We start from the raw sequence: 23,290 nt of genomic DNA on the forward strand, positions 1-23,290 counted from the left end.
TTCAGTTCAATCACATCCATGTCATCGATGGTAAGCCCAAGACGGTTGAGAAGCTTCTGGCTCGCCGGAGCCGGGCCGATGCCCATGATCCGGGGCGGAACCCCCGCTGTGGCAGCACCCAGAATACGGGCCTTGGCTGTCAGGCCATATTCCTCAATCGCCTCATCGGAGGCGAGGAGGATGGCGCAGGCGCCGTCATTCACACCGGACGCGTTCCCGGCGGTAACGGAGCCGCCTGCCCGGAACGGGGCCTTCAGCGCGGCGAGCTTTTCGATGGTCGTCGCACGGGGATGCTCATCCTTGTCGACTATGACCGGATCGCCCTTGCGCTGGGGGATGGTGACAGGGATAATTTCGTCGTTAAAAGAACCGTTTGCTTGTGCGGCGGCGGCCTTTTCCTGGCTGCGGAGCGCGAACAGGTCCTGATCCTCGCGCCGGACCTGATAATCTTCTGCGACATTTTCCGCCGTTTCCGGCATGGAATCGATGCCATACTGTTCCTTCATCTTCTTGTTGACGAAGCGCCAGCCAATGGTGGTGTCGAAAATCTCAGCATTGCGGGAGAAGGGCGTCGTCGCTTTGCCCATGACGAAAGGAGCCCGACTCATGCTTTCAACGCCGCCGGAAATACCGAGGTTGGCTTCACCGGTCATTATCTGTCGTGCAATGGATGCCGTGGCATCCATGCCCGAGCCGCAGAGGCGGTTAATCGTCGCCCCGCCAACACTTTCAGGCAGGCCGGCGAGCAGGGCGCTCATCCTTGCGACGTTACGGTTATCCTCGCCCGCCTGGTTGGCATTGCCGAACATGACGTCATCGACCTTTTCCCAGTTGACGGATGGATTACGATCCATCAATGCCTTGATGGGGATCGCCCCAAGGTCATCGGTACGTACAGCTGACAGGCTGCCACCGTAGCGGCCGATCGGGGTTCTGACGGCGTCACAAATATAGGCGTTTTTCATTTTTCTTCTCTTTTATTGAGACCCGGGATCATCTGTCCCTTGATCGTGTGGGAGTTGCCGCGAAAAAAGGCGACGGTTTCTCCATTTTCATCCCGAACGGTTATGTCGTAAAGACCGGTCCGGCCGGCTTTCGCCATTTCAATGGCTGTTGCCGTCAACTGGGTATTCGGTGCGGTCGGCCGAAGGAAATTGATTTGCGCGGCTTGCGCCACTGTATTCTGGTTATGACTGTTGCAGGCATAGGCAAAGGCGGTATCTGCCAATGTAAAAATATAACCACCATGGCAGATGCGATGGCCATTGAGCATATAGTCGACTACCCGCATGGTCATGACGGCGCGGCCGGGACTGATCTCTTTCAGCACAATGCCAATATGCTGCGCGGCTGTATCCTTGCGGTACATGGTTTCGCCAACTGTTCTGGCTATATCTTCGGCGCTCAACCCGTCATTTCCAGACATTCTAGCGGCCCTTGAAGTTGGCTTTCCGTTTGCCAAGAAAAGCGGAGACCCCTTCGATAAAGTCCTCCGTGCCGCTTGCTTTCCGCTGAAAGTCCCGCTCGACGTCCAATTGCGTCTCAAGGTCGTTTCCAAGGCTAGCGTTCATTGCTTGCTTGATATAGGCATAGCCCATCGTCGGACCGGCGGCGAGCTTTGCCGCGAGCGCCTCTGCCGCGGGCATCAGTTCGTCATCGTCATAGATTTTCCAGATCAAGCCCATTTTCTCCGCTTCATCGGCGGGCAGCTTGTCGCCGAGCATGGCAAGACCCATCGCCTTGCCCGACCCGACAAGGCGGGGCAAGAAGTAGGTGCTGCCGGCATCCGGCACCAGCCCGATATGGCAGAAGGCCTGAAGGAAATAGGCGGATTTCGCGGCGAGGACGATATCGCAGGAAAGCGCGAGGCTCATGCTTGCGCCAGCGGCAATGCCATTGACGGCCGCAATAACCGGCTTGTTCAGGTTCCGGACGAACAGGATCAGGGGATTATAGTTTTTCTCCAGCGTTTCCCCAGCATCAAGGCTGCCGCCCGATGCACTGCTTGAGGAAAGATCCGCGCCCGCGCCAAAGGCCCTACCTTCGCCAGTGACCAACACTGCCCGGACGTCATCCCCTTCAAGTTGGGGCATGATCGAACGGAGTTCTTCATGCATTTCATCGCTGAACGAATTGAGCTTGTCCGGCCGGTTCAATGTGATTTTGGCAACGCCGTCCTTAATATCGAATTTAATTGTCGCGTATGTCATGGTGCCCCGCGCTTTTGTTGCTTTTTATGAGAGTGTTTATCTGACAAGATTAATCGAATAGCAATGAGGAGAACAGGTTTTTTCTGTTACGCTGAAGAATATGGTGGTAGGAAGATTAGCAGGGCCGCATGAATGCTGGCAATGCCTTTGGTTCTGGGCTGATTATCTTAAACGGTACTGGGCTGAAGATGCTTCACGCAGTTTCGGCCCGCTTTTTTGGCAGAATAAAGCGCCTGATCCGCGCGATTGATAAAAGCTGTTGGGCCTTCCGGATGGGCATATGTCGTAACGCCGAATGACATGGTGATCTTTCCGACATCCTTCTTGGTGGACCTCTCAACCAGTCTTTTTGCCGCAATGGCCATGCGCAGATCGTTCGCGATATTAACCGCGTCCGCGAGATCAGTGGCGGGGAGGATAACGCTGAACTCTTCCCCGCCGTATCTGGCGGCAACGGCATTTTTCTCTGTCCCCTTTGCCAGAGTGCTGGCGACAAGCTTGATGACCTGATCCCCAAATGTATGGCCGTGCAAATCGTTGAATTTCTTGAAATGGTCGATATCGGCCATCATCAGGCACAAACCCGATCGCTTCTCCCGCGCCGCCGCTATTTCTTTCGAGAGTAAGGCATCAAAACTCTTGCGGTTCGGGATGCCGGTTAGGGAGTCGGTATAGGCTTCCTTCTGCACATATTGGAGCCGTCGTTTGAGTTCCGCAATTTCGCGCGAGGCACTATCCAGGCCATGCTGGAGATGTGAGCTGTTGTCGGACATGGAATTCGTCTGGTCGACGATTTCATTGATCATTCTTTCCAAGTCCTGTCCGTTCACTTCTCCGGCCTTGACAGCAAAATCATTTAGCTGTTCACCATATGTGGAAATATCCGCAGTCGTCCTTTTCAGGTCGCCCATGACATTATCCATAGATTTCTGGACGAGACGATTTGTTTCCTGGATGACCCGGCCTTCATGCTCGCGCGTAAAGAATTTCTTGAAAAGCTCGATCCCCAATTTCTCGGAGTATCGACCATTTTTTGAGAGCAGGTCATTGACCGCCCGCGTCAAATCGGGATTTGTTTCCTGTAAGTATTCAAACCAGATTGCATAATTATGCGGTGTTGGCCGGATACCCCGTTCTTCAATAAGGGCCAGTGTCTTCTTGGCTATGACATGAGTGTTCTTATAATCTTCTGTTATAACCAAAGCATTATGCCTCCGATTTAATTGTGATCTTTTTCATGGATGGCAGATTGGTAATATAAAAGTAAATTATGCTCGCATAATAAAAAAATATCGATAATTGTAAATAAAATTAATTACACAGGTGAAATTTTTTTTATATTAGTGTTAAATAATAGTGAATATTACTGTAAATTTACTTTAAACACCCAGATGCTGATGTTTCACCGTCTGGTCTTCAAGCAGCATGCGGGAAGTCCCCTGCCAGACAACAGAACCTTTCTCAATGACATAATGTCTATCCGCGATTTCAGTCAGTGCCTGTAAGTTCTTATCGATCACCAGAATCGACTGGCCTTCCTGTTTCAGGTCACGCAGGCAGCTCCATATCTCCTGACGGATAAGGGGAGCGAGCCCTTCCGTTGCTTCATCCAGCATCAGCAGATCCGGGTTTGTCATCAGGGCGCGGGCGATGGCAAGCATTTGCTGCTCCCCGCCGGAGATTTGATTTCCCATGCTGCTTTTTCGCTCGCTGAGCTTGGGAAACATCTTCCAAATGGTCTCAAGATTCCATCTTCCGGAGCCATTGGGTCCGGAGTTGGCCGTCGCGATAAGGTTTTCTTCGACATTCAAATTCGGAGAGATCAGGCGACCTTCCGGCACCAGACCAATACCAAGACGCGCGATCCGGTAAGACGGTTGGGAGGTGATCTCCTTATTCTTGAAGCGGATGGTACCGCTCCGGGCCGGGGTGAGTCCCATGATTGAGCGAATGGTGGTGGTCTTGCCCATACCGTTTCGCCCCATCAGGGTCACAACTTCGCCGTCCTTTACGGTGAGGGACATATTGAACAGCACCTGGCTTTGGCCGTAAAAGCTGTTGATTGCGTCGACTTCCAGCATGTTCAAGCCTCCTCCCCGAGATAGGCCTGACGAACCTCCTCATTATTGCGGATGTCATCGGGTGTCCCGGTGGCGATGGCCTGTCCATAGACCAGCACGCTGATCCGGTCGGCCAGACTGAAGACGGCGTCCATATCATGCTCGATCAATAGGATACTATAGTGCTGTTTCAACTCGATCAGCCGCTCGACCAGTTTCTCGCTATCCTCCCGCGACATGCCGGCCATGGGCTCATCAAGCAGAAGAAGTTTGGGCTTTGTGGCTAGCGCAACGGCAATTTCAAGCTGCCTTTGCTCCCCATGGCTGAGCGCGGCGGTGGCAGTCTCCGCACGCTCTTCAAGCCCCATCTGCCGGAGAATGTCACGGGCAGGGTCGGTCAGTGCTGTATCATTGTTGATTTTCTTCCAGAAGCGGAAGGAATGGCCGCTGTGAGCCTGAACGGCGAGGCACACATTTTCCAGCACCGTAAAATCCTGAAAAAGCGACGTAATCTGGAACGACCGGGCAAGACCAATATGAGAGCGATCGGCCTCCGATAGCCGTTTGATATTTTTCCCGGCAAAGGTTACCCGACCATTATCTGAGGGAATCTCCCCGGTGAGCTGCTTGATCAAGGTGGTTTTCCCGGCACCATTTGGACCGATAATGGCATGAAGCTCTCCCTCCCGCACGGTGAGGGAGAGGTCATCGGTGGCAAGAAGGCCATCATAGCGCTTCACCAGATTTTCGATGACTAACAGATCCTGTGCGCTCATGTGTTTTTCCTCGCGCCCGGAAGGAAGCTGTCCACGCCGTTTCGCGCATAAAGCACGATCAGGATCAGGAGGGGCCCGAATATCAACTGCCAATATTCCCCGACGCGGAGTCCACCGATGGTCAGCGGGATGGAGGAGAGTATTTCCTCCAGCATCAGGAAGGCGAGGGCGCCATAAAGCGGTCCGAACAGGCTCGCCATGCCACCCAAAAGGATCATGATGATCAGATCGCCCGAGCGTGTCCAATGCATCACATCCGGGCTGACAAAATCATTGAGGTTCGCCATAAGGAAACCGGCATATCCGGCAATGGCGCCCGCAATGACGAAGGCCGTCAGGCGGTATTTATAGGGGGAAAAGCCGATGGCGCGCATGCGGGCCTCGTTCGATTTGCTGCCGCGGATGACATTGCCGAATGCTGACCCGACCAGCCGGTGCATCAGATAAAGAACAACCAGCAGAGAGACAAAAATCAGGTAATAGAGGCTTTTCTCGTCATTCAGGTCAATCAGTCCCAGCATGTCACTGCGGGAGTAGATCGACAGGCCGTCATCCGCGCCATAGGTCTCCACCCCGACCGCCGTGAAATAAAGCATCTGGGAGAAGGCCATGGTGATCATGATGAAGTAGACCCCCCGGGTCCGGAGGCTGATCGCGCCGATTATGAGGGCGATAAAAGCCGATCCGAGCAGGGCGATGACAAGCTGGATATAGCCGTTCAGCATCCAGTCGATGCCATCCTCGAACGCGTGAAAGGCGCCAATCCCTACCACATAGGCGCCGACACCGATAAAGGCCGCATGCCCGAAGCTTACCATGCCACCATAGCCGATCAGCAGATTGAGACTCAAGGCTGCGATTGCGAGGATAAGGATACGCGCCACCAGTCCGGTGTAAAAACTGTCGCCCGCCCAGTCAGTGAGAAAGGGCAGGACGGCGAGGAAAATAAGAAGGGCTGCATTTATCAGCAGGCGGGGTGACAGGTTCATCGGCCAACCCCCTTGGGCGGGAACAGCCCTTGCGGCTTGATCGCGAGAACCAGCGCCATCAACAGATAAATCATCATCGAGGAAATCGCCGGAGCCGCCGTCGCCGCTGTCTGGGAGGGCAAAACCAAATCCAGTATCTCCGGCAGAAAGGACCGGCCAACCGTATCGATCAGCCCGATCAGGATGGCCGCGATAAAGGCTCCCTTGATAGAGCCGATCCCACCGATCACAATGACAACCAGCGTCAGGATCAGGATGCTTTCGCCCATACCGATCTCGACCGAGAGAATGGGTCCTGCCATCAGCCCGGCAAGGCCCGCAAGCGCCGCTCCAAGGCCAAAGACAAGCGTAAAGAGGAGGCGGATGTTAATTCCCAGCGCGCCGATCATGTCGCGGTTGCTGGCGCCTGCGCGGATCAACATGCCGAGCTTTGTCCGGGAGACGATTAGATACAGCAATCCGGCGACAAGAAAGCCGACAAGGATAATCGCAAGACGGAAGGCGGGGTAGGGCGCGCCGGGAATAATCTCCACCGTCTGGTTGAGAAATTCCGGGAGTGGGATGACCAGTCCGATCGGCCCCCAGATCAGGCGGGTTGCTTCGTTAAAGAAGAGGATCAGGCCGAAGGTCGCCATCACCTGATCAAGATGGTCACGGGCATAAAGTGTTCGAAGCGCGATAATCTCGACGACCACGCCAAGGAGAAAGACCGCAGGCAGGGTGAGCAGGGCGCCGATCAAGAAGGAGCCGGTCCATCCCGTAAAGGTCGCACAAAAATATGCACCCATCATATAGAGCGAGCCATGGGCAAGGTTCACCATATCCATGATGCCGAAGACGAGCGTCAGACCCGCCGCCAGCAAAAAGAGAAGCAGGCCAAGCTGGAATCCGTTTAATATCTGTTCCAGCAGGAGTAACCAGTTCATCGATGTGCCTTACCGTGACTTCGTGTGTTGGATGTGAAAAAAGCGCGTAGCCTCATCCGGCATACGCACCTTTTTCAGGCTTGCGAAATGCGAGAAAATTACTTCATTTTGCATTCTTTAGCATATGTATCCTGATGATCTTCATAGACGGTGGAGACAATCTTTGTCGTGTATTGCCCCTTATCGTCCTTGACGACCTGCCGCAGATAGAAATTCTGGATTGGGATATGGTTATTGCCGAACTTCAGCTTCCCGCGAACACTCTCGAACTCGGCGGCCTTCATCGCGGCCCGCACGGCATCACGGTCGCTCAAGTCACCTTTGACCTTTTCAACCGCGCTATTGATCAGCATGATCGAGTCATAGGACTGCGCGGCGTAATGGCTCGGGTAATGGCCGTACTTCGCCGTGAAATCACCGACAAAGCGCTTGTTGGCTGGCGTATCGAGATCCGGTGACCAGAACATCGTCATCAGGCTGCCTTCGGCCTGCTCGCCAACACGGGGCAAACTGATGGAGTCGATTGTGAAGGTCGTATAGAGCGGTACAGATGCTGCCAGATCAGCTTGCGCATATTGCGCCATAAACTGCGCGCCATGCTTGCCGGGGTAGAAGACGAACAGCGCATCCGGTTTGGCGGCGCGAACTTTGGCGAGCTCTGCCGAGAAGTCGAGCTGCGCCGGGAATTTCGTCATATCCTTACCGACGATTTCGCCCTTGAATGTCCGCTCAACGCCGGTCACCATATTCTTGCCCGCCGCATAGTTCGGGGCCATAATATAGAGCTTCTTGATCCCGCGCTGGTTCAGCACTTCGCCCATTGCCATGGGCGTCTGGTCATTCTGCCAGGATGTGGAAAAGAAATCCTCATGGCAGAGCTTACCCGCGAGCGCGCTTGGCCCTGCATTGGAACTGATCAGGAAGGTTCCGTTGTTGACAGCGCTCTTATAGGACGCCATCAGAACGTGGCTCCAGATGTATCCAGCGATAAAATCCACATTGTCTTTTTTGACGAGCTTGTCGGTCTTTTGCTTGCCGATTTCCGGTTTGAAGCCGTCGTCCTCATAGATGACGTCAATGTCGCGTCCGGCCATTTTGCCGCCAAGATGAATAACGGCGAGGTCCACCGCCTCGCGCATATCCTTGCCGATGGCACCGGCGCCGGTGGTCAAGGTGGTCACAAAGCCAATTTTAACGGCATCTGCCGCCGTTGCCCAAGTCGGGGCCGCCATCATGGCCGCCGCAGAAATCAGGCTGATAAATTTCTTGTTCACAATGCAGTCTCCCTGTGATGTCTCCGAGGTGGATTGTCCCGCCTCACTCCCTAAAGCGGTCTATACATTAAGGAATTTTACAGCGCGCGCAAATAATTAGTTTCATTGACCCGTGCTGTAATGATCGTCAAAGTCGTCAATTAAACGCCTTGAAGGTTATCATGGTGAATGTATCCTTGATGCCCGGCAGGGTCTGGATCTGCTCGTTGACGAAATGCCCGATGTCCTGGTCATCATCAAGATAGCATTTCATCATCAAGTCGTACTGGCCCGAAATGGAATAGACTTCAGAGACATGGTCAACATTTTCAACGGCCTTCGCGGCGACATCATATGCCTTGCCGAGATCGCATTTCACCATGATAAATATTGTTTTCAAGATAAGTCACCTTTCCGCATCTGGTGAATACTACAAATTCCGCGGGTGTAAGGAAACAAAAAAGGCTTCCATATTTCGGAAGCCTGCTGTGCGGAGAGGGTTATTTCTGCGCCGTCTTTCCCAGCGGAATTTTGAAGAAGGCCGGGACGTTATCGCCGAGCCCGACGACGGGCGTATCCTGATCGTCATTAGCCTGTCGTGGACGACGGGGTTTTCTGTCTTTGGGCTTTTCGTCCTGAGCGCTGGAGCCGCGCTCCTCTGATTTTTCCGAAGATTTCGGTTCGTCCCGGGAGGCACTTTTACGGGGAGATCTGGCTGAAGGCGCGTCGTCATTTGTGCGTCGACGGCCTTTCTTCGCGCCGCGACCTGACCCTTTTTCGCGTTCTGCGATGGCGGCGCCTTCCTCAGCGATTTCATCCATTCCGTCAAGTGGCAGCACCGGAATCTCACGCCCGACCAGCTTTTGGACGCCGTCCAGATATTTCGTTTCACTTTTCGTGACAAGGGTATAGGCATGGCCTTCCTGCCCTGCGCGGCCTGTCCGCCCGATCCGGTGGATATAATCCTCTGCATGGGTCGGGACATCGAAGTTGAACACATGGCTGACGGAGCTGACATCGATGCCACGGGCGGCAACGTCAGAACAAACCAGGAGCTTGATCTCGCCGCTCTTGAATTTATCCAGGGTCTCCATGCGATGGCTCTGGCTCATATCGCCATGAAGTGCGCCGGCGTTAAACCCGTGCTTGACGAGGGACCCGAGCAGGATGTCCACATCTTTCTTGCGATTGCAGAAGATGAACGCAGTCCTAACTTCTTCCTTCTCAAGCAGTTTGCGAAGCGCGGGACGTTTTTCCGCCTTTTGCACCATGATCAGGCCCTGCGTCACCGTCGCGGCCGTTGACGTCGGAGGGGAGACCGCCACTTCCTTAGGATTAAGGAGGAATTTATCGGCGAGTTTGCGCATTTCCTTCGACATGGTGGCCGAGAAAAAGAGCGTCTGGCGAAGCGGTGGCAGCAGCGAGACAATCCGTTCGACATCCGGAATAAATCCCATATCCATCATTCGGTCGGCTTCGTCGATCACAAGCGTCTTGACGCCATTGAGAAGAACTTTTCCGCGCTCCACATGATCGAGGAGGCGACCCGGCGTTGCAATCAGCACATCAACACCCTTGTCCAGCTTGGAGTCCTGATCCGAGAAAGACATGCCACCGATCAGGAGGGCCATGGAGAGCTTGCTGTATTTGCCGTAAATTTCGAAATTGTCCGCCACTTGCGCCGCAAGTTCCCGCGTGGGCTCGAGGATCAGGGAGCGCGGCATCCGCGCTTTCGCCTGACCGGAGGCGAGAATATCAATCATCGGCAGGGTGAAACTCGCGGTCTTGCCGGTACCGGTTTGCGCCGTGCCCAGAACGTCACGCCCCATCAAAACATAGGGAATGGCTTTTTCCTGAATAGGCGTCGGGGTTTCGTAACCGGTTTCCTCAACCGCTTTCAACACTTCGGGACTAAGGCCGAGATCTGCAAATTTCATATAAAGAGAACTACCGTTCGTAAAAAAAATAAAATCATCTTAAAACTGTGCGCAATCTAGTGAATTAGCGCATTCTGTCAAATGTTTCCTGCGATTTTCCCAGTAAAACCGGGATCGCGGCAGGAGTATTACACTAAATTTGCTGTATTTTAAAGTTAACGGTTCTCAAGCTGAAATCCAATCTGTAAAAGAACTGCGAAGCCAAGAAACGAAAACTGCCAACAAAATACAACAAAGCACATAAAAATGACAGAAAAACATTCACTTGTTCTTGTTCCGGGCCTTTTGTGCACGGCCGATTTGTGGCGCGATCAAATGGCTTCGCTCTCCGATATTGCCGATATTACCGTTGGAGACCATACGCAGGATGACAATATGCCGGCGATTGCCGAACGGATATTGGCAAATGCGCCCAAAAAATTTGCGCTCGCGGGTTTGTCGATGGGGGGCTATGTCGTTCTGGAGATGATGCGTCAGGCGCCGGAGCGGATCACCCATCTGGCCATCATGGATTCGCGCGCCGTCGCCGACACGCCGGAGGATTATCAGAGACGGCTCGATTTCATCAAGCTGGTGGAGCAGGGATCAGCGTTCAAGGGCGTGACCCGCAGTCTCCTGCCAACCCTGATCCATGAATCGCGCCTTGAGGATGAAGACCTTATCAACCGTATTTTCAAAATGGCGGAAGACATTGGCAAGGAAGCCTTCCTCCGGCAGGAGCGGGCCTTGCTCGACCGTGCCGTACTAACGGATATGCTGAAGACAATTACCTGTCCGACGCTGGTTCTGGCGGGAGCGGACGACAAGCTGATCCCGCCCAAGCTCCAACGGGCAATGGCGGTTGATATCCCGACGGCGCAATATGTTGAAATCCTAAACTGCGGCCATCTGCCGACGATGGAAGAGCCGGAGATCACCAGCAAATATATGCGCCACTGGCTCGCCCGGAGTTAAGCCCTCGTTTAAACGTCCAGATCCTCGACAAAGCGGGCATTTTCCTGAATGAAGGAGAAGCGAAGTTCCGGCCGCTTGCCCATCAGGCTTTCGACCCGGTCGGCGGTCTCCCCGAATTCCTCCATCGGGACGTCGACTTTAAGAAGGACCCGGTTTTTCGGGTTCATGGTGGTTTCCTTGAGCTGCGCCGGGGGCATTTCGCCAAGGCCTTTAAAGCGGCTGATATCGACCTTGCCGCGCCCGCTGAACTCGGTTTCCATCAGTTTGTCCTTATGGGTATCATCCATGGCGTAGAGGGTTTTTCCGCCCTGCGAGAGCCGGTAGAGCGGCGGCTGCGCCAGATAGAGATGCCCGTCCGTAATCAGCTGGCGCATTTCACGATAAAAGAACGTCATGAGGAGGGAGGCGATATGGGCGCCGTCAACATCCGCATCCGTCATGATGATGACTTTATCGTAGCGCAGGTCTTCGTTCCTGTATTTGTCGCGCAGGCCGCAGCCCAGGGCCTGCATCAAATCCCGCAATTCCAGATTGGCCTTGATCTTGTCATTGGTGGCGGAGGCGACGTTGAGAATTTTTCCGCGGAGCGGCAGAATGGCCTGTGTCTTGCGATCGCGCCCCTGCTTGGCGGAGCCGCCAGCGCTGTCGCCCTCAACAATGAAAATCTCGGTACCTTCGCGGCCGCTCTTGCTGCAGTCGGCGAGCTTGCCGGGCAGGCGCAGGCGGCTGGTTGCCGTCTTTCGGCTCGTTTCCTTCTCCTGCCGACGACGGAGGCGCTCTTCCGATTTCTCGATTACCCAGGCGAGCAGGTTGTTCGCCTGATCCGGCGCGGCGGCCAGCCAGTTATCGAAGTGATCCTTGATGGCGAGATCGACAAGGCGGCTCGCTTCCGTGGTGGTCAGCTTTTCTTTCGTCTGGCCCTGAAACTGCGGATCAGGAATAAAGACGGAGAGGACTGCCGCCGCGCCGGACAGAATATCCTCTGCCGTGACCTGTGCGGCCTTCTTGTTGTTGATCAACTCACCATAGGCTTTCAGGCCGCGAAGAAGGGCACCGCGAAAACCAAGTTCATGGGTGCCGCCTTCGGGTGTCGGTACCGTATTGCAATAGGAGTTGAGAAAGGTCATGTTCGTCAGTGGCCAGGCAATCGCCCATTCAACGCGTCCCCGGTCATTATCTAATTCGACTCGCCCTGCAAAAGGTTCCTGAGTTACGGATTTGATGCCATCAAGGGAGGCATTCAGAAAATCTCGCAGACCCCCCGGAAAATGCAGGGTGGCTTCGACCGGTGTTTCATCCTTGATCAGTTCCTCAGCGCATTTCCAGCGGATTTCAACTCCGCGAAAGAGATAGGCCTTCGAGCGAACCATCTTGTAAAGTTTCGCCGGGCGAAGAGCGGTGCCCGCCTCAAATATCTCAGGATCGGGATGGAACTGGACGGAGGTACCGCGTCGGTTCGGTGCCGCTCCGACCTTTTCAAGAGCCGAAATCGGAAGGCCTTTGGAGAATTCCTGCCGCCAGAGTTCCTTGTCGCGTGCCACCTCCACCGTCATTCGGTCAGAAAGGGCATTCACCACGGAAATGCCAACGCCATGCAGGCCGCCCGCTGTATGATAAACCTTGTTGGAGAATTTACCGCCCGAATGGAGCGTCGTCAGGATAACTTCCAGTGCGGACTTGTCCTTGAATTTCGGATGCCGGTCGATGGGGATGCCCCGGCCATTGTCGCGAATACCGAGCGATCCGTCGGCAAAAAGCTCGACCTCGATACGGGTTGCATGACCCGCGACGGCCTCATCCATCGAGTTATCCAGAACCTCGGCCGCCAAATGATGACGTGCCCGCTCATCCGTGCCGCCGATATACATGCCCGGCCGAAGGCGGACTGGTTCCAGGCCTTCCAAGACCTCGATATCTTTGGCGGAATAATCGGCACTTTCGGATTTAGGCTGCTGAAAAAGATCGGACATTAAAGTAATTCACTGACTGATTTTGAAAGGTTGCGGTCATTAAAATATGTTCGCCCCGCGGGCTGAATCTGTATAAGTTATACTCTTAAATTACAGTGATAAGGAAGCCTAAAGATCATGACATCCGAATTCCGCGATCCCGTTATCCGCACAGCGCCCATGCCCAGCGATTGCAACAACAATGGCGATATTTTTGGCGGCTGGGTATTGTCACAAATGGATATGGCGGGCGGCATTCTCGCCGCGCGGCGAGCAAATGGGCGTACGGTAACGGTTGCCGTCGAGGCGATGACATTTCACCAGCCAATCAAGGTGGGCGATGTGGTTAGCATTTATGGTGAGATTGAGCGGGTCGGGCGGACGTCGGTTGCTGTGAAACTGACAACAATTGTCACGCGCAAACTGGACCCTGAGGAGATAAAAGTGACCGAGGGTACCTATATCTTTGTTGCCATCGACGATAATGGAAATCCCCGGCCGGTTGACGGTTGACGGGATAGATGCCGTAAATTAAAGGCAGGAACATATCGACATAAAAAAGGCTGCCAGTTTCCCGGCAGCCTTTTTCTCTGTTCGACTTGGCGCTTAGACGCTGTAGTACATATCGAATTCGATCGGGTGCGGCGCATGTTCGAACTTGAACACGTCGTCCCACTTCATGGCAATATACCCATCAAGCATGTCGTCGGTGAAAACGCCGCCCTTTTTCAGGAAATCACGGTCGGCATCCAACGCTTCCAGCGCTTCACGGAGTGAGCCGCAAACCGTTGGAATGTCTTTCAGTTCTTCCGGCGGCAGATCATAGAGATCCTTGTCCATGGCGTCGCCCGGATGGATCTTATTCTGGATTCCGTCAAGACCAGCCATCATCATGGCTGCGAAGGCGAGATAGGGGTTCGCCGTGCAGTCCGGGAAGCGGACTTCAACGCGCTTGCCCTTCGGGCTCGGAGAGTAGGGGATCCGGCAGGAAGCAGAGCGGTTGCGCGCGGAGTAAGCGAGCAGGACCGGCGCCTCGAAGCCCGGAATAAGACGCTTGTAGGAGTTGGTGCTCGCATTGGTGAAGGCGTTGATTGCCTTGGCGTGCTTAATGATGCCACCAATGTAATGCAGACAGGATTCGGATAGATCCGCATAACCTGAACCGGCGAAGGTCGGCTTGCCATCTTTCCAGATCGACATATGCGTATGCATGCCGGAACCGTTGTCGCCAGAAACCGGCTTGGGCATAAAGGTCACTGTCTTGCCATAGGCATGGGCGACATTGTGAACAACATATTTCTGCTTCTGCATTTCATCCGCAGCTTTGACAAGTGTCGTGAATTTCATGCCGAGTTCATGCTGGCTCGGGGCCACTTCATGGTGATGCTTTTCAACGGAGAGGCCCATTTCCTTGCAGACTTCAACCATTTCACTGCGGATATCAGCGCCGCTATCGACGGGCTGTACCGGGAAATAGCCGCCCTTGACGCGCGGACGATGGCCGCTGTTGCCGCCCTCGATCTCTTCGCCGGACATGAAAGGTGCTTCCACATCACCCAGCTTGTAGAAAGTGTGATGGCTGGTATTCGCGAACTGAACATCATCAAACATGAAGAATTCAGCTTCAGGGCCGAAGTAGGCCGTATCGCCAATTCCCGTGCTGGCAAGATGCGCTTCCGCACGCTTGGCGACGGAGCGAGGGTCGCGCTCATACCCTTCGCCGGAGAGCGGATCATGAATATCGCAAAAGACAACGAGGGTGGGACGTGCGGCGAAAGGATCCATGACCGCCGTCGTCTCGTCGGGCATCAGGGTCATGTCGGATTCGTTAATGGCCTTCCAGCCGGTGATGGACGAGCCGTCAAACATCACACCATCTTCGAACATGTCTTCGTCGACAACATCCACATGCATGGCGAGATGCTGCCATTTACCTTTCGGGTCCGTAAAACGAAGATCCACATATTCGACTTCATTTTCCTTGATCATTTTCAGAATATCAGCAGCCATTATAACGTCTCTCTGTTTAACTAAAGGGGATAGTTTATTGGCGCTGCCCGTTCATCGGGGAGCGCATATATTCAGATCGCTTCGGGGCCTTTTTCACCCGTCCGGATACGAATTACTTCTTCCACTGTGGAGACAAAAATCTTTCCGTCTCCTATCCGTCCGGTTCTGGCGGCCTGTTGAATGGCTTCCAGCGCCCGCTCAACCAGCGAATCTTCCAGAACGATCTCGATTTTTACCTTCGGCAGAAAATCCACCACATATTCCGCGCCACGATAGAGCTCCGTATGGCCTTTCTGACGGCCAAAGCCCTTGGCTTCGGTGACGGTAATGCCTTGAAGCCCGACTTCATGAAGGGCCTCCTTCACTTCGTCAAGTTTGAACGGTTTAATTATCGCTTCAATTTTTTTCATACGGCAGGTCTCATACTAAATAGATGTCATATCGTCCAAGGAGTGTCTATGCCCTCTATAGCATGAGGCGTGCCAGAATTGGGAAGTAAAATTGCCTCACCGGAGAGTCCCAAAAAACTGCGATTTTTTGCGAAATGATATCGGGTGAATACGGAATGACCAAAAAATAGGCGGTTAATAAATAGGCAAATGATTATTTATTAGACATCAGAAGCCTTGCGTAATTTATACAGCCCTTTGAAGTCGTTCGGATCGGCAATTTTGCCTTTGCGGATAATATGCAGGCGACCGTCGCGGGCGAGATGGATGGCCTGCTGTCGGACAGCCGTCATATATTTACGCCAGGCATCCTTCGGCGAGGACGACTTTAGGCGATCGTCGGCAATTGCCTGGGCAATTTCCTGTGGCGCCACATCTCCGCCGGATGCCACCGCGTCAAGGATATAGTCCGCCACCGGATCATCCTCTATCTCAGGCTTTCCGGCATTGTCAGATTGATTTGTCTCGTCGGTCATTTCAGCTCCCAGATTTCAGGAAAAGGCGGTTCTATAGATGCAACGGTATAAATGCAAGGATTCTGCTGGTCGCTACCCCTTCAGTAATGCGGCGGCTTTTCATTCGCCGGGGCGTCGGGGGCGGCATCCTCCAGAGTAACAATCCGATCATGCGCATGTGTCAGCTTGCGCTTGAGTTGCTCGATCTCCTGCCACTGGCGATTGACGATATCGCTGAGTTCATTGAGAGCTTGTTCCTGCTCCATGAGTTTGATCTCCAGATCGGTAAGACGCTTGTCTTCCATAACTTAATCACAGCCCTTTCAGGAATTCATCGAAGCGGTCCATGGCGCGCTCGATATTCTCTAATGAGTTGGCATAGGAAAAGCGGACATATCCCTCACCATGGGCGCCGAAGCTGGTGCCGGCGATGACCGCCACGCCTTTTTCGGCCAGAAGCCTGTCCTGCATTTCCTTCGCCGAGAGACCCGTGCCTGAAATATTGGGGAAGGCATAGAAGGCGCCCTTCGGCATCACGCAGCTAATCCCCGGTGCGGCATTCAGACGTTCATGAATGAGTTTGCGGCGGGCATCGAACGCCTCCATCATCATATCGACAGGCCCTTGATCGCCCTTCAAGGCCTCTATCCCCGCAAACTGTGCCGCAGCATTGACGCAGGAATGAAAATTGACGCAGAGGCGCTGCGCATGGGGGACAAGTTCTTCCGGCCAGAGACCCCAGCCCATGCGCCAGCCTGTCATGGCATAGGTTTTAGACCAGCCATCCAGAATGATCAGCCGATCCCGCAGCTCGGGAAAGCTCAACATACTGCAATGACCTTCGCCATCATAGGTCATTCGGCTGTATATTTCATCGGAAAGAATGTAGACGCCCGGGAACTTCTCAAGACCCGTCGCGAGTTTTTCAAGTTCTGTCGCGGGGACAATGCCCCCGGTCGGATTGGCGGGCGTATTCAGGATAATAAGCCGGGTCCGGTCGGTGATCTTGGACAGAACCGTCTTCGCCTCGAAAGAAAAGCCGTTTTCCTCGATCAAGGGGATGGGAACCGGTGTCGCGCCGGTATAACGGATCATGCTTTCATAGATTGGAAAGCCTGGATTGGGATACATGATCTCCGCGCCGTCTTCGCCGAACATCTCAATTGCGAAGGCCATGGTCACCTTGCCGCCCGGTACGACAATTATATGGTCAGGATTGACCTCTGTATTGCGGTATTTCGCAATATCCTCCGCAACGGCTGTGCGGAGTTCCGGAATGCCGTTCGCCGCCGTATAACCATGCTGCCCATCACGGAGCGCCTTTACGGCCTCCTCCACAATATTATCGGGCGTTGGGAAGTCCGGCTGTCCGATGCCGAGATTGATGACATCCATGCCGCCCGCCGCCAGTGCATTGGCCCGCGCCAGCACATCGAAGGCCGTTTCCGTGCCAAGTCGCGACATCTTTGTCGAAATGCCCATTTACTTGCCCTTTGGTTCTTCTGATTTTGCCCAAAGATATGCCGCGCTTTCGGGGCAGGGGCAAGGAAAGAATCCAATCCCGCCGGGCTTTGCATGGTTTCTCTTGAAATTGCCGCTTATCCGGGGATAACTTGTGCGCGCTATAAATATCTGACAGGGATAGCTCCGTGAAAAATACCAGTAATGTTCTCGCCGGTTTCGGCACGACCATCTTTGAAGTTATGTCCAAGCTCGCAATCGAGCATGAGGCAATTAACCTGGGGCAGGGGTTCCCGGATGAAGATGGACCCGCCGATATTCGGGCCGCCGCCGCCCGCGCCGGGGAGGAGGGGCCAAACCAGTATCCGCCGATGATGGGTGTGCCGGAACTTCGTCAGGCGGTCGCGGCGCATGACAGCCGCTTCTATGGCCTGAGCGTTGACTGGCAGACGGATGTCCTGGTTACCTCCGGGGCGACGGAGTCTCTCGCGGCCAGTATGCTCGGCCTGATCAATCCGGGCGATGAGGTGGTCCTGTTCGAGCCGCTTTATGATTGTTACCTGCCAATGATCAAGCTTGCGGGGGGCATTCCGAAGTTCGTCCGGCTCGATCCGCCGAATTGGGAAATTGACGAAGATAAGCTCCGATCCGCGTTCAGCGACAAGACGAAGCTGATCCTGATGAACAGCCCGATGAACCCGACCGGCAAGGTCTTTTCACGCGAGGAGCTGGAGCTGATCGCGGAACTGGCCATCAAGCATGACACCTATGCCATCTGCGATGAGGTATATGAACATATTATTTTCGGGGACAAGAAGCATCTATCCCTTCTGACCTTGCCGGGCATGGGGGAGCGGACGGCGCGGATCGCCTCGGCTGGCAAGACTTTCTCTCTCACCGGATGGAAAGTTGGCTATCTTACCGCGACGGCGGACCTGACGGCACGGATCGCCAAGGCGCATCAGTTTCTTACCTTCACCACAGCGCCGAATTTACAAAAAGCGGTGGCCTACGGGCTTGCGAAGGATGATGCTTTTTATGACGATCTGAGACACTCCATGCAGGCAAAGCGTGACCGGTTCCGGGATGGTCTGCAACGGATCGGCTTCACGACGGCGGAGTGCGACGGTACCTATTTCATCAATGCGGATATCTCTTCCATCGGCTTCGATGGCTCGGATGAGGAATTCTGCCGCCTGATCACGACCGAGGCCGGCGTCGCCGCCGTGCCGTTCAGCGCCTTTTACCAATCGGAAGGTGCGCGCAATAATTTCGCCCGCTTCTGCTTTAGCAAGAGGGACGAAGTGCTTGATGCGGCGATTGAAAAATTGCAGGATTTTTTTGGGAAAAGAGGCTAAAGTTCTCTTGACCGGCTCTTGGAGGATCGCTAAACAAGGCGGTTCCTGCGGCGAGCGTAGCTCAGTTGGTTAGAGCGCCTGACTGTGACTCAGGAGGTCGGGGGTTCAAGACCCCTCGCCCGCCCCAAATCAGAAGCCCCGAAGTCGGTTGATTTCGGGGCTTTTTCATATTGTGGCTATCAGACTGAATGTCGCAACATACAGTTTGACTCTGAATCATGTAGGGGTAATTACGAGCAACTATGTCTTTAGCCTTTCTGCCTCTGAAATTAAGTTTTCCATGTACATAAGTGCTTTCGAAGCAACTTCGAGCGGTGTCGTATTCTCAATGCTTTGCCCCAAATGTTCTTTCGGAACTTGAAATAACTTTCCTGAACGACCATCAATAACATCAATTAAATAAATGCCCGGTCCTCGAATGGTAAATAATTCATCACCTTTTTTTACATTTTCTGGAACCACTACCTCAATGTGATTATCTTTCTTTCCAGAGCGAACAATTTTTACGTCCTTTCTATTGGTATGTGCTGTGAAACCAGTTTTATCAGATGAACCTTCCAAAGTGTGCTCTTCACTGTTTCTAGCTTGACGTAAATAAGATAGTAGTGGGTCTTTCCTTCTTTGGTGCTTTACTCCATCGTACCAAGATTTACTCTTCTGATTTATTTTTGAACCCTGCTCTAGTTTAGAGAAAATAGTGTTTATAGCGCCTAAAAACTGAATCCATGCTTCTTCGAAATTTTTGAATTCAAAACTTTTGTCTGATGACATAAGTTCCAAAAATCCTTTAGCATGTCGGAAACGGATTTTAGCATCTTCTACTGCTTTTGGGTGCATATGTGTAATACCAATAAAAAAACGAAGATTGTTTTAATTTTAAACTAAAATATATCTTGTTTGTTCAAATTTTTTTTTATTAGGCTTTAGATACTAACTTCGTTTTTTCCATTTCTTACCAATCCAGACTTCCACTTTGCGGCGCCAGCGGCCGGCGAAGGCGTAGTCGGCGGAGAGAACGAGAAGCCCCAAGGGGATCATCCCGAAGTCGATTGATTTCGGGGCTTTTTTGTTTTTAGGTTATGCGAATGCTGTTCTAATGGCTGGAAGGGGGCGTCTTGAAGCGGGTTCTTGTCGTTGGTTGTGCGGGTGCCGGAAAATCCACATTCTCGCAGGAGCTGGCGTGGATCACGGAGCTGCCTCTGATTTCTCTCGACCGGCATTTTTGGCTTCCGGGTTGGGTGGAAAGCGATCTGAGGGTTTTTGCCTCTAAAGTGAGGGAACTCGCGGAAGACCCGAAATGGGTGATGGATGGAAATTACGGGCGCACACTTTCAGCCCGGCTTGCCTATGCTGACACGGTCATTTTTCTCGATATGCCAAGAATGCTCTGTCTCTGGCGCGTCATAAAGCGAACGGCCGGCAATTACGGTCGAGTGCGGGACGGTATGCCGCACGGTTGTCCGGAGCGGCTCGATTGGAATTTTTTAAGATATATTTGGCATTTTAATTCTAGCCATCGGCCCAGATTGGAAGAGTCCCTTCGTACTTTCGACGGCAGGATTGTTACTTTACGAAACAGAAGAGAGGTCGACACTTATCTGGCCGACCTCAAGGCTGTCTGAGATTCAGGCCTAAGACGCTTTTCTGACCTTATCAATGGGATGTTGGGATCGGAAACCGACGGCGAGCCGGTTCCAGACATTGATCGTGCTGATCGCGACGGTCAGGTCCATGATTTCCTTCTCGGTGAAATAGTCCTTGAGCGGTTCATAGGCCTCACCGGGCGCACCGGTATCGGCCACGTTGGTCAACGCTTCTGTCCACTCCAGCACCGCCCGTTCCCGGTCATCGAAGACAGGAGATTCACGCCAGACACTGACGAGGTTGATCCACTGCTCGCTCAGGCCGCTATGCCGCGCTTCTTTCGAGTGCATATCCACGCAATAGGCGCAGCCGTTGATCTGTGATGCCCGCAGCTTCAACAGATGAATAAGGTGCGGGTCGAGGCCGGATTGCTTGGCAACATAATTTTCAAGTCCGAGCACAGCCTGTAGGGCAGCGGGGGAGGCGTTGTAAAAATCTAATCTGGACTGCATTCTATTCTCCTTTATTGAGTTAGTTGTTGGTCGTTGAATTACGTTCATGAAGTTCAAGAAACCGGCAGCCCCGTTCCATGATTGATCCGTCATCCGTTGCGGTCAGGTCTGCAATTAAGTCGGCAATGGTGATTTTGCGAAGTTCGGCGCGATAGGCCTGTTCCGCGCGCAGCATCGCCGCATTGATTCCGCAGGGCTTGATAAATGTGCTTTTTGGCAAGGGGTTTGGCCCGCGCTGACGGATCTCCTTGCAACGGAACGCCGGTTCGGGTCCTTCAACGGCCAGCACGATATCGAGAAGGGAAATTGTCTTTGGCGTGCGGGCGAGGCGATATCCACCTTTTGGTCCCGGCACGGTTTCGAGAATACCCTGGCCAGAGAGCGCCTGAAGATGCTTTAGAAGATAGCTTGTGGAGACGCCATGAAACTCCGCGAGGGCAGCCGCAGAAAGAACGCCACTCCCGGAAAGTCCGCAGAGCATGGTAACGCTGTGAATTGCCTGTTCTATGCCTGCGCTCAGTTTCATTATGACTCCTTATTAATCATGGATATAATTTATCTATGATTAGAATATTGTCAATACGAAAAAGTGATGCTTGGTACATTTTGCGCGTTCTTTAATTGTCGTTGCTGCGATTATTCCGTTTCCATTTCTTGCCAATCCAGACTTCCGCCTTGCGGCGCCAGCGGCGGAGATAAGGGGAGTCGGCGGAGAGGATGACGATGCCGAGTGGAATCATCCAGAAGCCGAGGATGGGCAGGAAGCCAAAAATCCCGCCAATGACAAGCGCCCATCCCAGGATTGATCGCCCGAGCTTGGTTTTCGGTTTTTTGAGCTGGGGTTTCTTCATGGATCCATTGTTTGAGGTATTTTGCAGGTTTTTCCCATATGGCTTTAAAATATGGCATCGTCAAGGAATGGCAGTTGCCTGTTCTTGCGTGAACGCCTAATCTTTTCTCCATGGGACAATAGAATAAAAAGGGGGACGCCATGAATAACGATCTGGCCTTTGCAACCGCGACAGAGCTGCTCGATGGCTATCGGGACGGAACGATCTCTCCGGTTGAGGCGACAAAGGCAGCGCTTGATCAAATCGCGAAATATAATGGCGCGCTGAACGCCTTCGTTCTGGTGGAGGAGGATTATGCGCTGGCCCGGGCGCGCGAGTCGGAGGCGCGCTGGCGGGCAGGGACGCCTATGGGGGTCATTGATGGCGTGCCGACCACGATAAAGGATATTCTGCTCACGGAAGGCTGGCCGACTTTACGCGGATCTTTAAGTGTCGATGCTGCCGGACCTTGGGATGATGACGCTCCTTGCACGGCACGGCTGAAAGAACAGGGCGCCGTGATCCTCGGCAAGACGACAACGCCGGAGTTCGGCTGGAAGGGGGTGACGGATAGCCCCCGGACGGGTATTACCCGCAATCCCTGGAACAAGAATATGACCCCCGGCGGCTCCAGCGGCGGGGCGTCGGCGGCCTGCGCGGCGGGCATGGGCGTTTTTCATGTGGGCACGGATGGCGGTGGCTCAATTCGAATTCCCGCCTCCTTCACCGGCATATTTGGGATCAAGGCAAGCTATGGGCGCGTTCCCGCCTGGCCGCTCTCTCCCTTTGGGACAGTCGCCCATGTTGGCCCAATGACGCGCAACGTCCGGGACGGGGCGATCATGCTTCAGGTGATGAGCGCGCCGGATGTTCGGGACTGGACAGCTCTGCCGCCGACTGATGTGGATTATCTCGCCGGTCTTTCCGCGTCGATCAAGGGGAAGAAGATTGCCTATAGTCCGGCGCTTGGCTATGCGACGGTGCATCCGGAAGTGGCAGCGGCCGTCAAGAATGCGGCGAAGCTGTTCGAGGATCTCGGCGCGATTGTCGAGAAAGTGGATCCCGGATTTGAAAATCCGTTGCCGATCTTCAATACGCTCTGGTGGTCCGGCGCGGCCTTCGCGCTTCGCAATCTCGATGATAAGCAGCTTGGAGAGCTTGATCCGGGTCTGCGCACCGTGGTGGAGGAGGGGGCAAAAATCACCCTTACCGACTATCTGGAGGCGAACCAGGCGCGGGGTGAGCTTGGCATCAAGATGCGGCGGTTTCATGAAACCTACGATCTCCTCATCACCCCGGCGCTTTCCATACCGGCATTTGAGGCGGGCAAGCTCGCGCCGGAGGAATTGGCAGCGGTTGGCGCCTGGGTCGACTGGACGCCTTTTTCCTATCCGTTTAACCTGACCCAGCAACCCGCCTGCTCAATCAATTGCGGTTTCTCAAGTGGTGGCTTGCCAATCGGCCTGCAGATTGTCGGGCCGATGCAGGATGATCTTTCGGTCCTCAATGCCGCTTATGCGTTTGAGCAGGCCTCTCCCGTCTTCGGGGCGCGGCCTGATCTTGATAAGCTTCTCTAA

At 53.7% G+C, this 23,290-nt stretch carries 26 protein-coding genes and 1 tRNA gene; 6 read left to right on the forward strand and 21 right to left on the reverse strand.

Annotated elements, in window-relative coordinates:
• From P1U71_RS13505 to P1U71_RS13555, 11 genes are all read right to left on the reverse strand, one after another.
• Nucleotides 1–965 (reverse strand): acetyl-CoA C-acyltransferase (locus P1U71_RS13505; RefSeq protein WP_301106141.1); only part of this gene is annotated, 965 nt, incomplete at its 3' end.
• Nucleotides 962–1,426, reverse strand: a complete 465-nt coding sequence (gene paaI, locus P1U71_RS13510) for a hydroxyphenylacetyl-CoA thioesterase PaaI (RefSeq protein ID WP_301106142.1) — start codon at nucleotides 1,424–1,426, stop codon at nucleotides 962–964. The genes P1U71_RS13505 and paaI, both read right to left, overlap by 4 nt.
• A 1-nt stretch (nucleotide 1,427) precedes the next feature.
• Complete coding sequence (gene paaG, locus P1U71_RS13515; RefSeq protein ID WP_301106143.1) at nucleotides 1,428–2,210, reverse strand: 2-(1,2-epoxy-1,2-dihydrophenyl)acetyl-CoA isomerase PaaG; 783 nt, start codon at nucleotides 2,208–2,210, stop codon at nucleotides 1,428–1,430.
• A gap of 167 nt (nucleotides 2,211–2,377) precedes the next feature.
• Complete coding sequence (locus P1U71_RS13520) at nucleotides 2,378–3,412, reverse strand: GGDEF domain-containing protein (protein WP_301106144.1); 1,035 nt, start codon at nucleotides 3,410–3,412, stop codon at nucleotides 2,378–2,380.
• A gap of 177 nt (nucleotides 3,413–3,589) precedes the next feature.
• Nucleotides 3,590–4,291, reverse strand: coding sequence for an ABC transporter ATP-binding protein (locus P1U71_RS13525; RefSeq protein WP_301106145.1), 702 nt, complete (start codon nucleotides 4,289–4,291; stop codon nucleotides 3,590–3,592).
• 2 nt (nucleotides 4,292–4,293) lie between these two features.
• Nucleotides 4,294–5,046, reverse strand: coding sequence for an ABC transporter ATP-binding protein (locus P1U71_RS13530; protein WP_301106146.1), 753 nt, complete (start codon nucleotides 5,044–5,046; stop codon nucleotides 4,294–4,296).
• On the reverse strand, nucleotides 5,043–6,035 hold the full coding sequence (locus P1U71_RS13535; protein WP_301106147.1) for a branched-chain amino acid ABC transporter permease: 993 nt from the start codon (nucleotides 6,033–6,035) through the stop codon (nucleotides 5,043–5,045). The genes P1U71_RS13530 and P1U71_RS13535 overlap by 4 nt, the downstream gene beginning before the upstream one ends.
• Nucleotides 6,032–6,961, reverse strand: a complete 930-nt coding sequence (locus tag P1U71_RS13540; RefSeq protein ID WP_301106148.1) for a branched-chain amino acid ABC transporter permease — start codon at nucleotides 6,959–6,961, stop codon at nucleotides 6,032–6,034. Before P1U71_RS13540 ends, P1U71_RS13535 begins: the two co-directional genes overlap by 4 nt.
• A gap of 98 nt (nucleotides 6,962–7,059) precedes the next feature.
• A complete protein-coding gene (locus P1U71_RS13545) occupies nucleotides 7,060–8,196 on the reverse strand; it encodes an ABC transporter substrate-binding protein (protein ID WP_367281195.1) in 1,137 nt (378 codons plus the stop codon).
• 175 nt (nucleotides 8,197–8,371) lie between these two features.
• Entirely contained in the window at nucleotides 8,372–8,614 is a 243-nt protein-coding gene (locus tag P1U71_RS13550; protein WP_301106150.1) for an Lrp/AsnC ligand binding domain-containing protein, read from the reverse strand.
• Between the two features lie 100 nt (nucleotides 8,615–8,714).
• Nucleotides 8,715–10,151 (reverse strand): DEAD/DEAH box helicase, encoded by a 1,437-nt coding sequence (locus tag P1U71_RS13555; RefSeq protein WP_301106151.1) that lies wholly within the window; start codon nucleotides 10,149–10,151, stop codon nucleotides 8,715–8,717.
• Between the two features lie 315 nt (nucleotides 10,152–10,466).
• Here P1U71_RS13555 and P1U71_RS13560 point away from each other — a divergent pair, with 315 nt between their 5' ends.
• Nucleotides 10,467–11,105: an alpha/beta hydrolase gene (locus P1U71_RS13560; protein ID WP_301106152.1), complete on the forward strand. Its 639-nt coding sequence runs from the start codon at nucleotides 10,467–10,469 to the stop codon at nucleotides 11,103–11,105.
• Nucleotides 11,106–11,113: 8 nt separating this feature from the next.
• Here the strand turns inward: P1U71_RS13560 and parE are convergent, their stop codons facing one another.
• The gene (gene parE, locus P1U71_RS13565) at nucleotides 11,114–13,075 is read right to left on the reverse strand and encodes a DNA topoisomerase IV subunit B (RefSeq protein ID WP_301106153.1); all 1,962 of its coding nucleotides are present in this window, start codon (nucleotides 13,073–13,075) and stop codon (nucleotides 11,114–11,116) included.
• A 117-nt stretch (nucleotides 13,076–13,192) separates the two neighbouring features.
• Here parE and P1U71_RS13570 point away from each other — a divergent pair, with 117 nt between their 5' ends.
• Nucleotides 13,193–13,567 carry an acyl-CoA thioesterase gene (locus P1U71_RS13570; RefSeq protein ID WP_301106154.1) on the forward strand — a complete coding sequence of 125 codons (375 nt, stop codon included), beginning with the start codon at nucleotides 13,193–13,195 and terminating at the stop codon, nucleotides 13,565–13,567.
• A 93-nt stretch (nucleotides 13,568–13,660) separates the two neighbouring features.
• Here the strand turns inward: P1U71_RS13570 and glnA are convergent, their stop codons facing one another.
• The 5 genes from glnA to P1U71_RS13595 form a co-directional block, all read right to left on the reverse strand.
• Nucleotides 13,661–15,064, reverse strand: a complete 1,404-nt coding sequence (glnA, locus tag P1U71_RS13575) for a type I glutamate--ammonia ligase (protein WP_301106155.1) — start codon at nucleotides 15,062–15,064, stop codon at nucleotides 13,661–13,663.
• 71 nt (nucleotides 15,065–15,135) lie between these two features.
• A complete protein-coding gene (locus P1U71_RS13580; RefSeq protein WP_293962718.1) occupies nucleotides 15,136–15,474 on the reverse strand; it encodes a P-II family nitrogen regulator in 339 nt (112 codons plus the stop codon).
• Nucleotides 15,475–15,674: 200 nt separating this feature from the next.
• On the reverse strand, nucleotides 15,675–15,989 hold the full coding sequence (locus tag P1U71_RS13585; protein WP_301106156.1) for a DUF3253 domain-containing protein: 315 nt from the start codon (nucleotides 15,987–15,989) through the stop codon (nucleotides 15,675–15,677).
• 80 nt (nucleotides 15,990–16,069) lie between these two features.
• Nucleotides 16,070–16,273, reverse strand: coding sequence for a SlyX family protein (locus P1U71_RS13590; protein ID WP_301106157.1), 204 nt, complete (start codon nucleotides 16,271–16,273; stop codon nucleotides 16,070–16,072).
• Nucleotides 16,274–16,280: 7 nt separating this feature from the next.
• Nucleotides 16,281–17,450, reverse strand: a complete 1,170-nt coding sequence (locus P1U71_RS13595) for a pyridoxal phosphate-dependent aminotransferase (RefSeq protein ID WP_301106158.1) — start codon at nucleotides 17,448–17,450, stop codon at nucleotides 16,281–16,283.
• Between the two features lie 167 nt (nucleotides 17,451–17,617).
• Between P1U71_RS13595 and P1U71_RS13600 the strand changes: the two genes are divergently transcribed.
• Both P1U71_RS13600 and P1U71_RS13605 read left to right on the forward strand, forming a co-directional pair.
• Nucleotides 17,618–18,787, forward strand: a complete 1,170-nt coding sequence (locus P1U71_RS13600) for an aminotransferase (protein ID WP_301106159.1) — start codon at nucleotides 17,618–17,620, stop codon at nucleotides 18,785–18,787.
• A 50-nt stretch (nucleotides 18,788–18,837) separates the two neighbouring features.
• Nucleotides 18,838–18,914, forward strand: a tRNA-His gene (locus P1U71_RS13605).
• Between the two features lie 113 nt (nucleotides 18,915–19,027).
• On the opposite strand, the gene P1U71_RS13610 is transcribed toward P1U71_RS13605, so the two are convergent.
• A complete protein-coding gene (locus tag P1U71_RS13610; protein WP_301106160.1) occupies nucleotides 19,028–19,624 on the reverse strand; it encodes a hypothetical protein in 597 nt (198 codons plus the stop codon).
• A 278-nt stretch (nucleotides 19,625–19,902) separates the two neighbouring features.
• Here P1U71_RS13610 and P1U71_RS13615 point away from each other — a divergent pair, with 278 nt between their 5' ends.
• A complete protein-coding gene (locus P1U71_RS13615) occupies nucleotides 19,903–20,409 on the forward strand; it encodes a hypothetical protein (RefSeq protein WP_301106161.1) in 507 nt (168 codons plus the stop codon).
• A 9-nt stretch (nucleotides 20,410–20,418) separates the two neighbouring features.
• Here P1U71_RS13615 and P1U71_RS13620 read toward each other — a convergent pair whose 3' ends face one another.
• The 3 genes from P1U71_RS13620 to P1U71_RS13630 all read right to left on the reverse strand — a co-directional run bounded on the left by P1U71_RS13620 (nucleotide 20,419) and on the right by P1U71_RS13630 (nucleotide 21,734).
• Complete coding sequence (locus tag P1U71_RS13620) at nucleotides 20,419–20,883, reverse strand: carboxymuconolactone decarboxylase family protein (RefSeq protein ID WP_301106162.1); 465 nt, start codon at nucleotides 20,881–20,883, stop codon at nucleotides 20,419–20,421.
• Nucleotides 20,884–20,902: 19 nt separating this feature from the next.
• Complete coding sequence (locus tag P1U71_RS13625) at nucleotides 20,903–21,409, reverse strand: Rrf2 family transcriptional regulator (protein WP_301106163.1); 507 nt, start codon at nucleotides 21,407–21,409, stop codon at nucleotides 20,903–20,905.
• Nucleotides 21,410–21,500: 91 nt separating this feature from the next.
• Nucleotides 21,501–21,734, reverse strand: coding sequence for a PGPGW domain-containing protein (locus P1U71_RS13630; protein WP_301106164.1), 234 nt, complete (start codon nucleotides 21,732–21,734; stop codon nucleotides 21,501–21,503).
• A 140-nt stretch (nucleotides 21,735–21,874) separates the two neighbouring features.
• Between P1U71_RS13630 and P1U71_RS13635 the strand changes: the two genes are divergently transcribed.
• Nucleotides 21,875–23,290, forward strand: a complete 1,416-nt coding sequence (locus P1U71_RS13635; protein ID WP_301106165.1) for an amidase — start codon at nucleotides 21,875–21,877, stop codon at nucleotides 23,288–23,290.

The sequence above is a fragment of the Sneathiella sp. genome (genome assembly GCF_029233945.1).
In the GTDB taxonomy this organism is placed as follows: domain Bacteria; phylum Pseudomonadota; class Alphaproteobacteria; order Sneathiellales; family Sneathiellaceae; genus Sneathiella.

What these genes read in the sequence shown, in the direction of transcription:
- P1U71_RS13560 (WP_301106152.1), top strand. Translation starts at nt 10,467, where the DNA reads ATGGCTTCGCTCTCCGATATTGCCGATATTACCGTTGGAGACCATACG.
- P1U71_RS13595 (WP_301106158.1), bottom strand. Translation starts at nt 17,450, where the DNA reads ATGGGCATTTCGACAAAGATGTCGCGACTTGGCACGGAAACGGCCTTC.
- P1U71_RS13625 (WP_301106163.1), bottom strand. Translation starts at nt 21,409, where the DNA reads ATGAAACTGAGCGCAGGCATAGAACAGGCAATTCACAGCGTTACCATG.
- parE (WP_301106153.1), bottom strand. Translation starts at nt 13,075, where the DNA reads ATGTCCGATCTTTTTCAGCAGCCTAAATCCGAAAGTGCCGATTATTCC.
- P1U71_RS13635 (WP_301106165.1), top strand. Translation starts at nt 21,875, where the DNA reads ATGAATAACGATCTGGCCTTTGCAACCGCGACAGAGCTGCTCGATGGC.
- P1U71_RS13590 (WP_301106157.1), bottom strand. Translation starts at nt 16,273, where the DNA reads ATGGAAGACAAGCGTCTTACCGATCTGGAGATCAAACTCATGGAGCAG.
- P1U71_RS13525 (WP_301106145.1), bottom strand. Translation starts at nt 4,291, where the DNA reads ATGCTGGAAGTCGACGCAATCAACAGCTTTTACGGCCAAAGCCAGGTG.
- P1U71_RS13585 (WP_301106156.1), bottom strand. Translation starts at nt 15,989, where the DNA reads ATGACCGACGAGACAAATCAATCTGACAATGCCGGAAAGCCTGAGATA.
- P1U71_RS13630 (WP_301106164.1), bottom strand. Translation starts at nt 21,734, where the DNA reads ATGAAGAAACCCCAGCTCAAAAAACCGAAAACCAAGCTCGGGCGATCA.
- P1U71_RS13620 (WP_301106162.1), bottom strand. Translation starts at nt 20,883, where the DNA reads ATGCAGTCCAGATTAGATTTTTACAACGCCTCCCCCGCTGCCCTACAG.
- P1U71_RS13555 (WP_301106151.1), bottom strand. Translation starts at nt 10,151, where the DNA reads ATGAAATTTGCAGATCTCGGCCTTAGTCCCGAAGTGTTGAAAGCGGTT.
- P1U71_RS13610 (WP_301106160.1), bottom strand. Translation starts at nt 19,624, where the DNA reads ATGCACCCAAAAGCAGTAGAAGATGCTAAAATCCGTTTCCGACATGCT.
- P1U71_RS13580 (WP_293962718.1), bottom strand. Translation starts at nt 15,474, where the DNA reads ATGAAAAAAATTGAAGCGATAATTAAACCGTTCAAACTTGACGAAGTG.
- P1U71_RS13540 (WP_301106148.1), bottom strand. Translation starts at nt 6,961, where the DNA reads ATGAACTGGTTACTCCTGCTGGAACAGATATTAAACGGATTCCAGCTT.
- P1U71_RS13570 (WP_301106154.1), top strand. Translation starts at nt 13,193, where the DNA reads ATGACATCCGAATTCCGCGATCCCGTTATCCGCACAGCGCCCATGCCC.
- paaG (WP_301106143.1), bottom strand. Translation starts at nt 2,210, where the DNA reads ATGACATACGCGACAATTAAATTCGATATTAAGGACGGCGTTGCCAAA.
- P1U71_RS13535 (WP_301106147.1), bottom strand. Translation starts at nt 6,035, where the DNA reads ATGAACCTGTCACCCCGCCTGCTGATAAATGCAGCCCTTCTTATTTTC.
- P1U71_RS13545 (WP_367281195.1), bottom strand. Translation starts at nt 8,196, where the DNA reads ATGATGGCGGCCCCGACTTGGGCAACGGCGGCAGATGCCGTTAAAATT.
- P1U71_RS13530 (WP_301106146.1), bottom strand. Translation starts at nt 5,046, where the DNA reads ATGAGCGCACAGGATCTGTTAGTCATCGAAAATCTGGTGAAGCGCTAT.
- paaI (WP_301106142.1), bottom strand. Translation starts at nt 1,426, where the DNA reads ATGTCTGGAAATGACGGGTTGAGCGCCGAAGATATAGCCAGAACAGTT.
- glnA (WP_301106155.1), bottom strand. Translation starts at nt 15,064, where the DNA reads ATGGCTGCTGATATTCTGAAAATGATCAAGGAAAATGAAGTCGAATAT.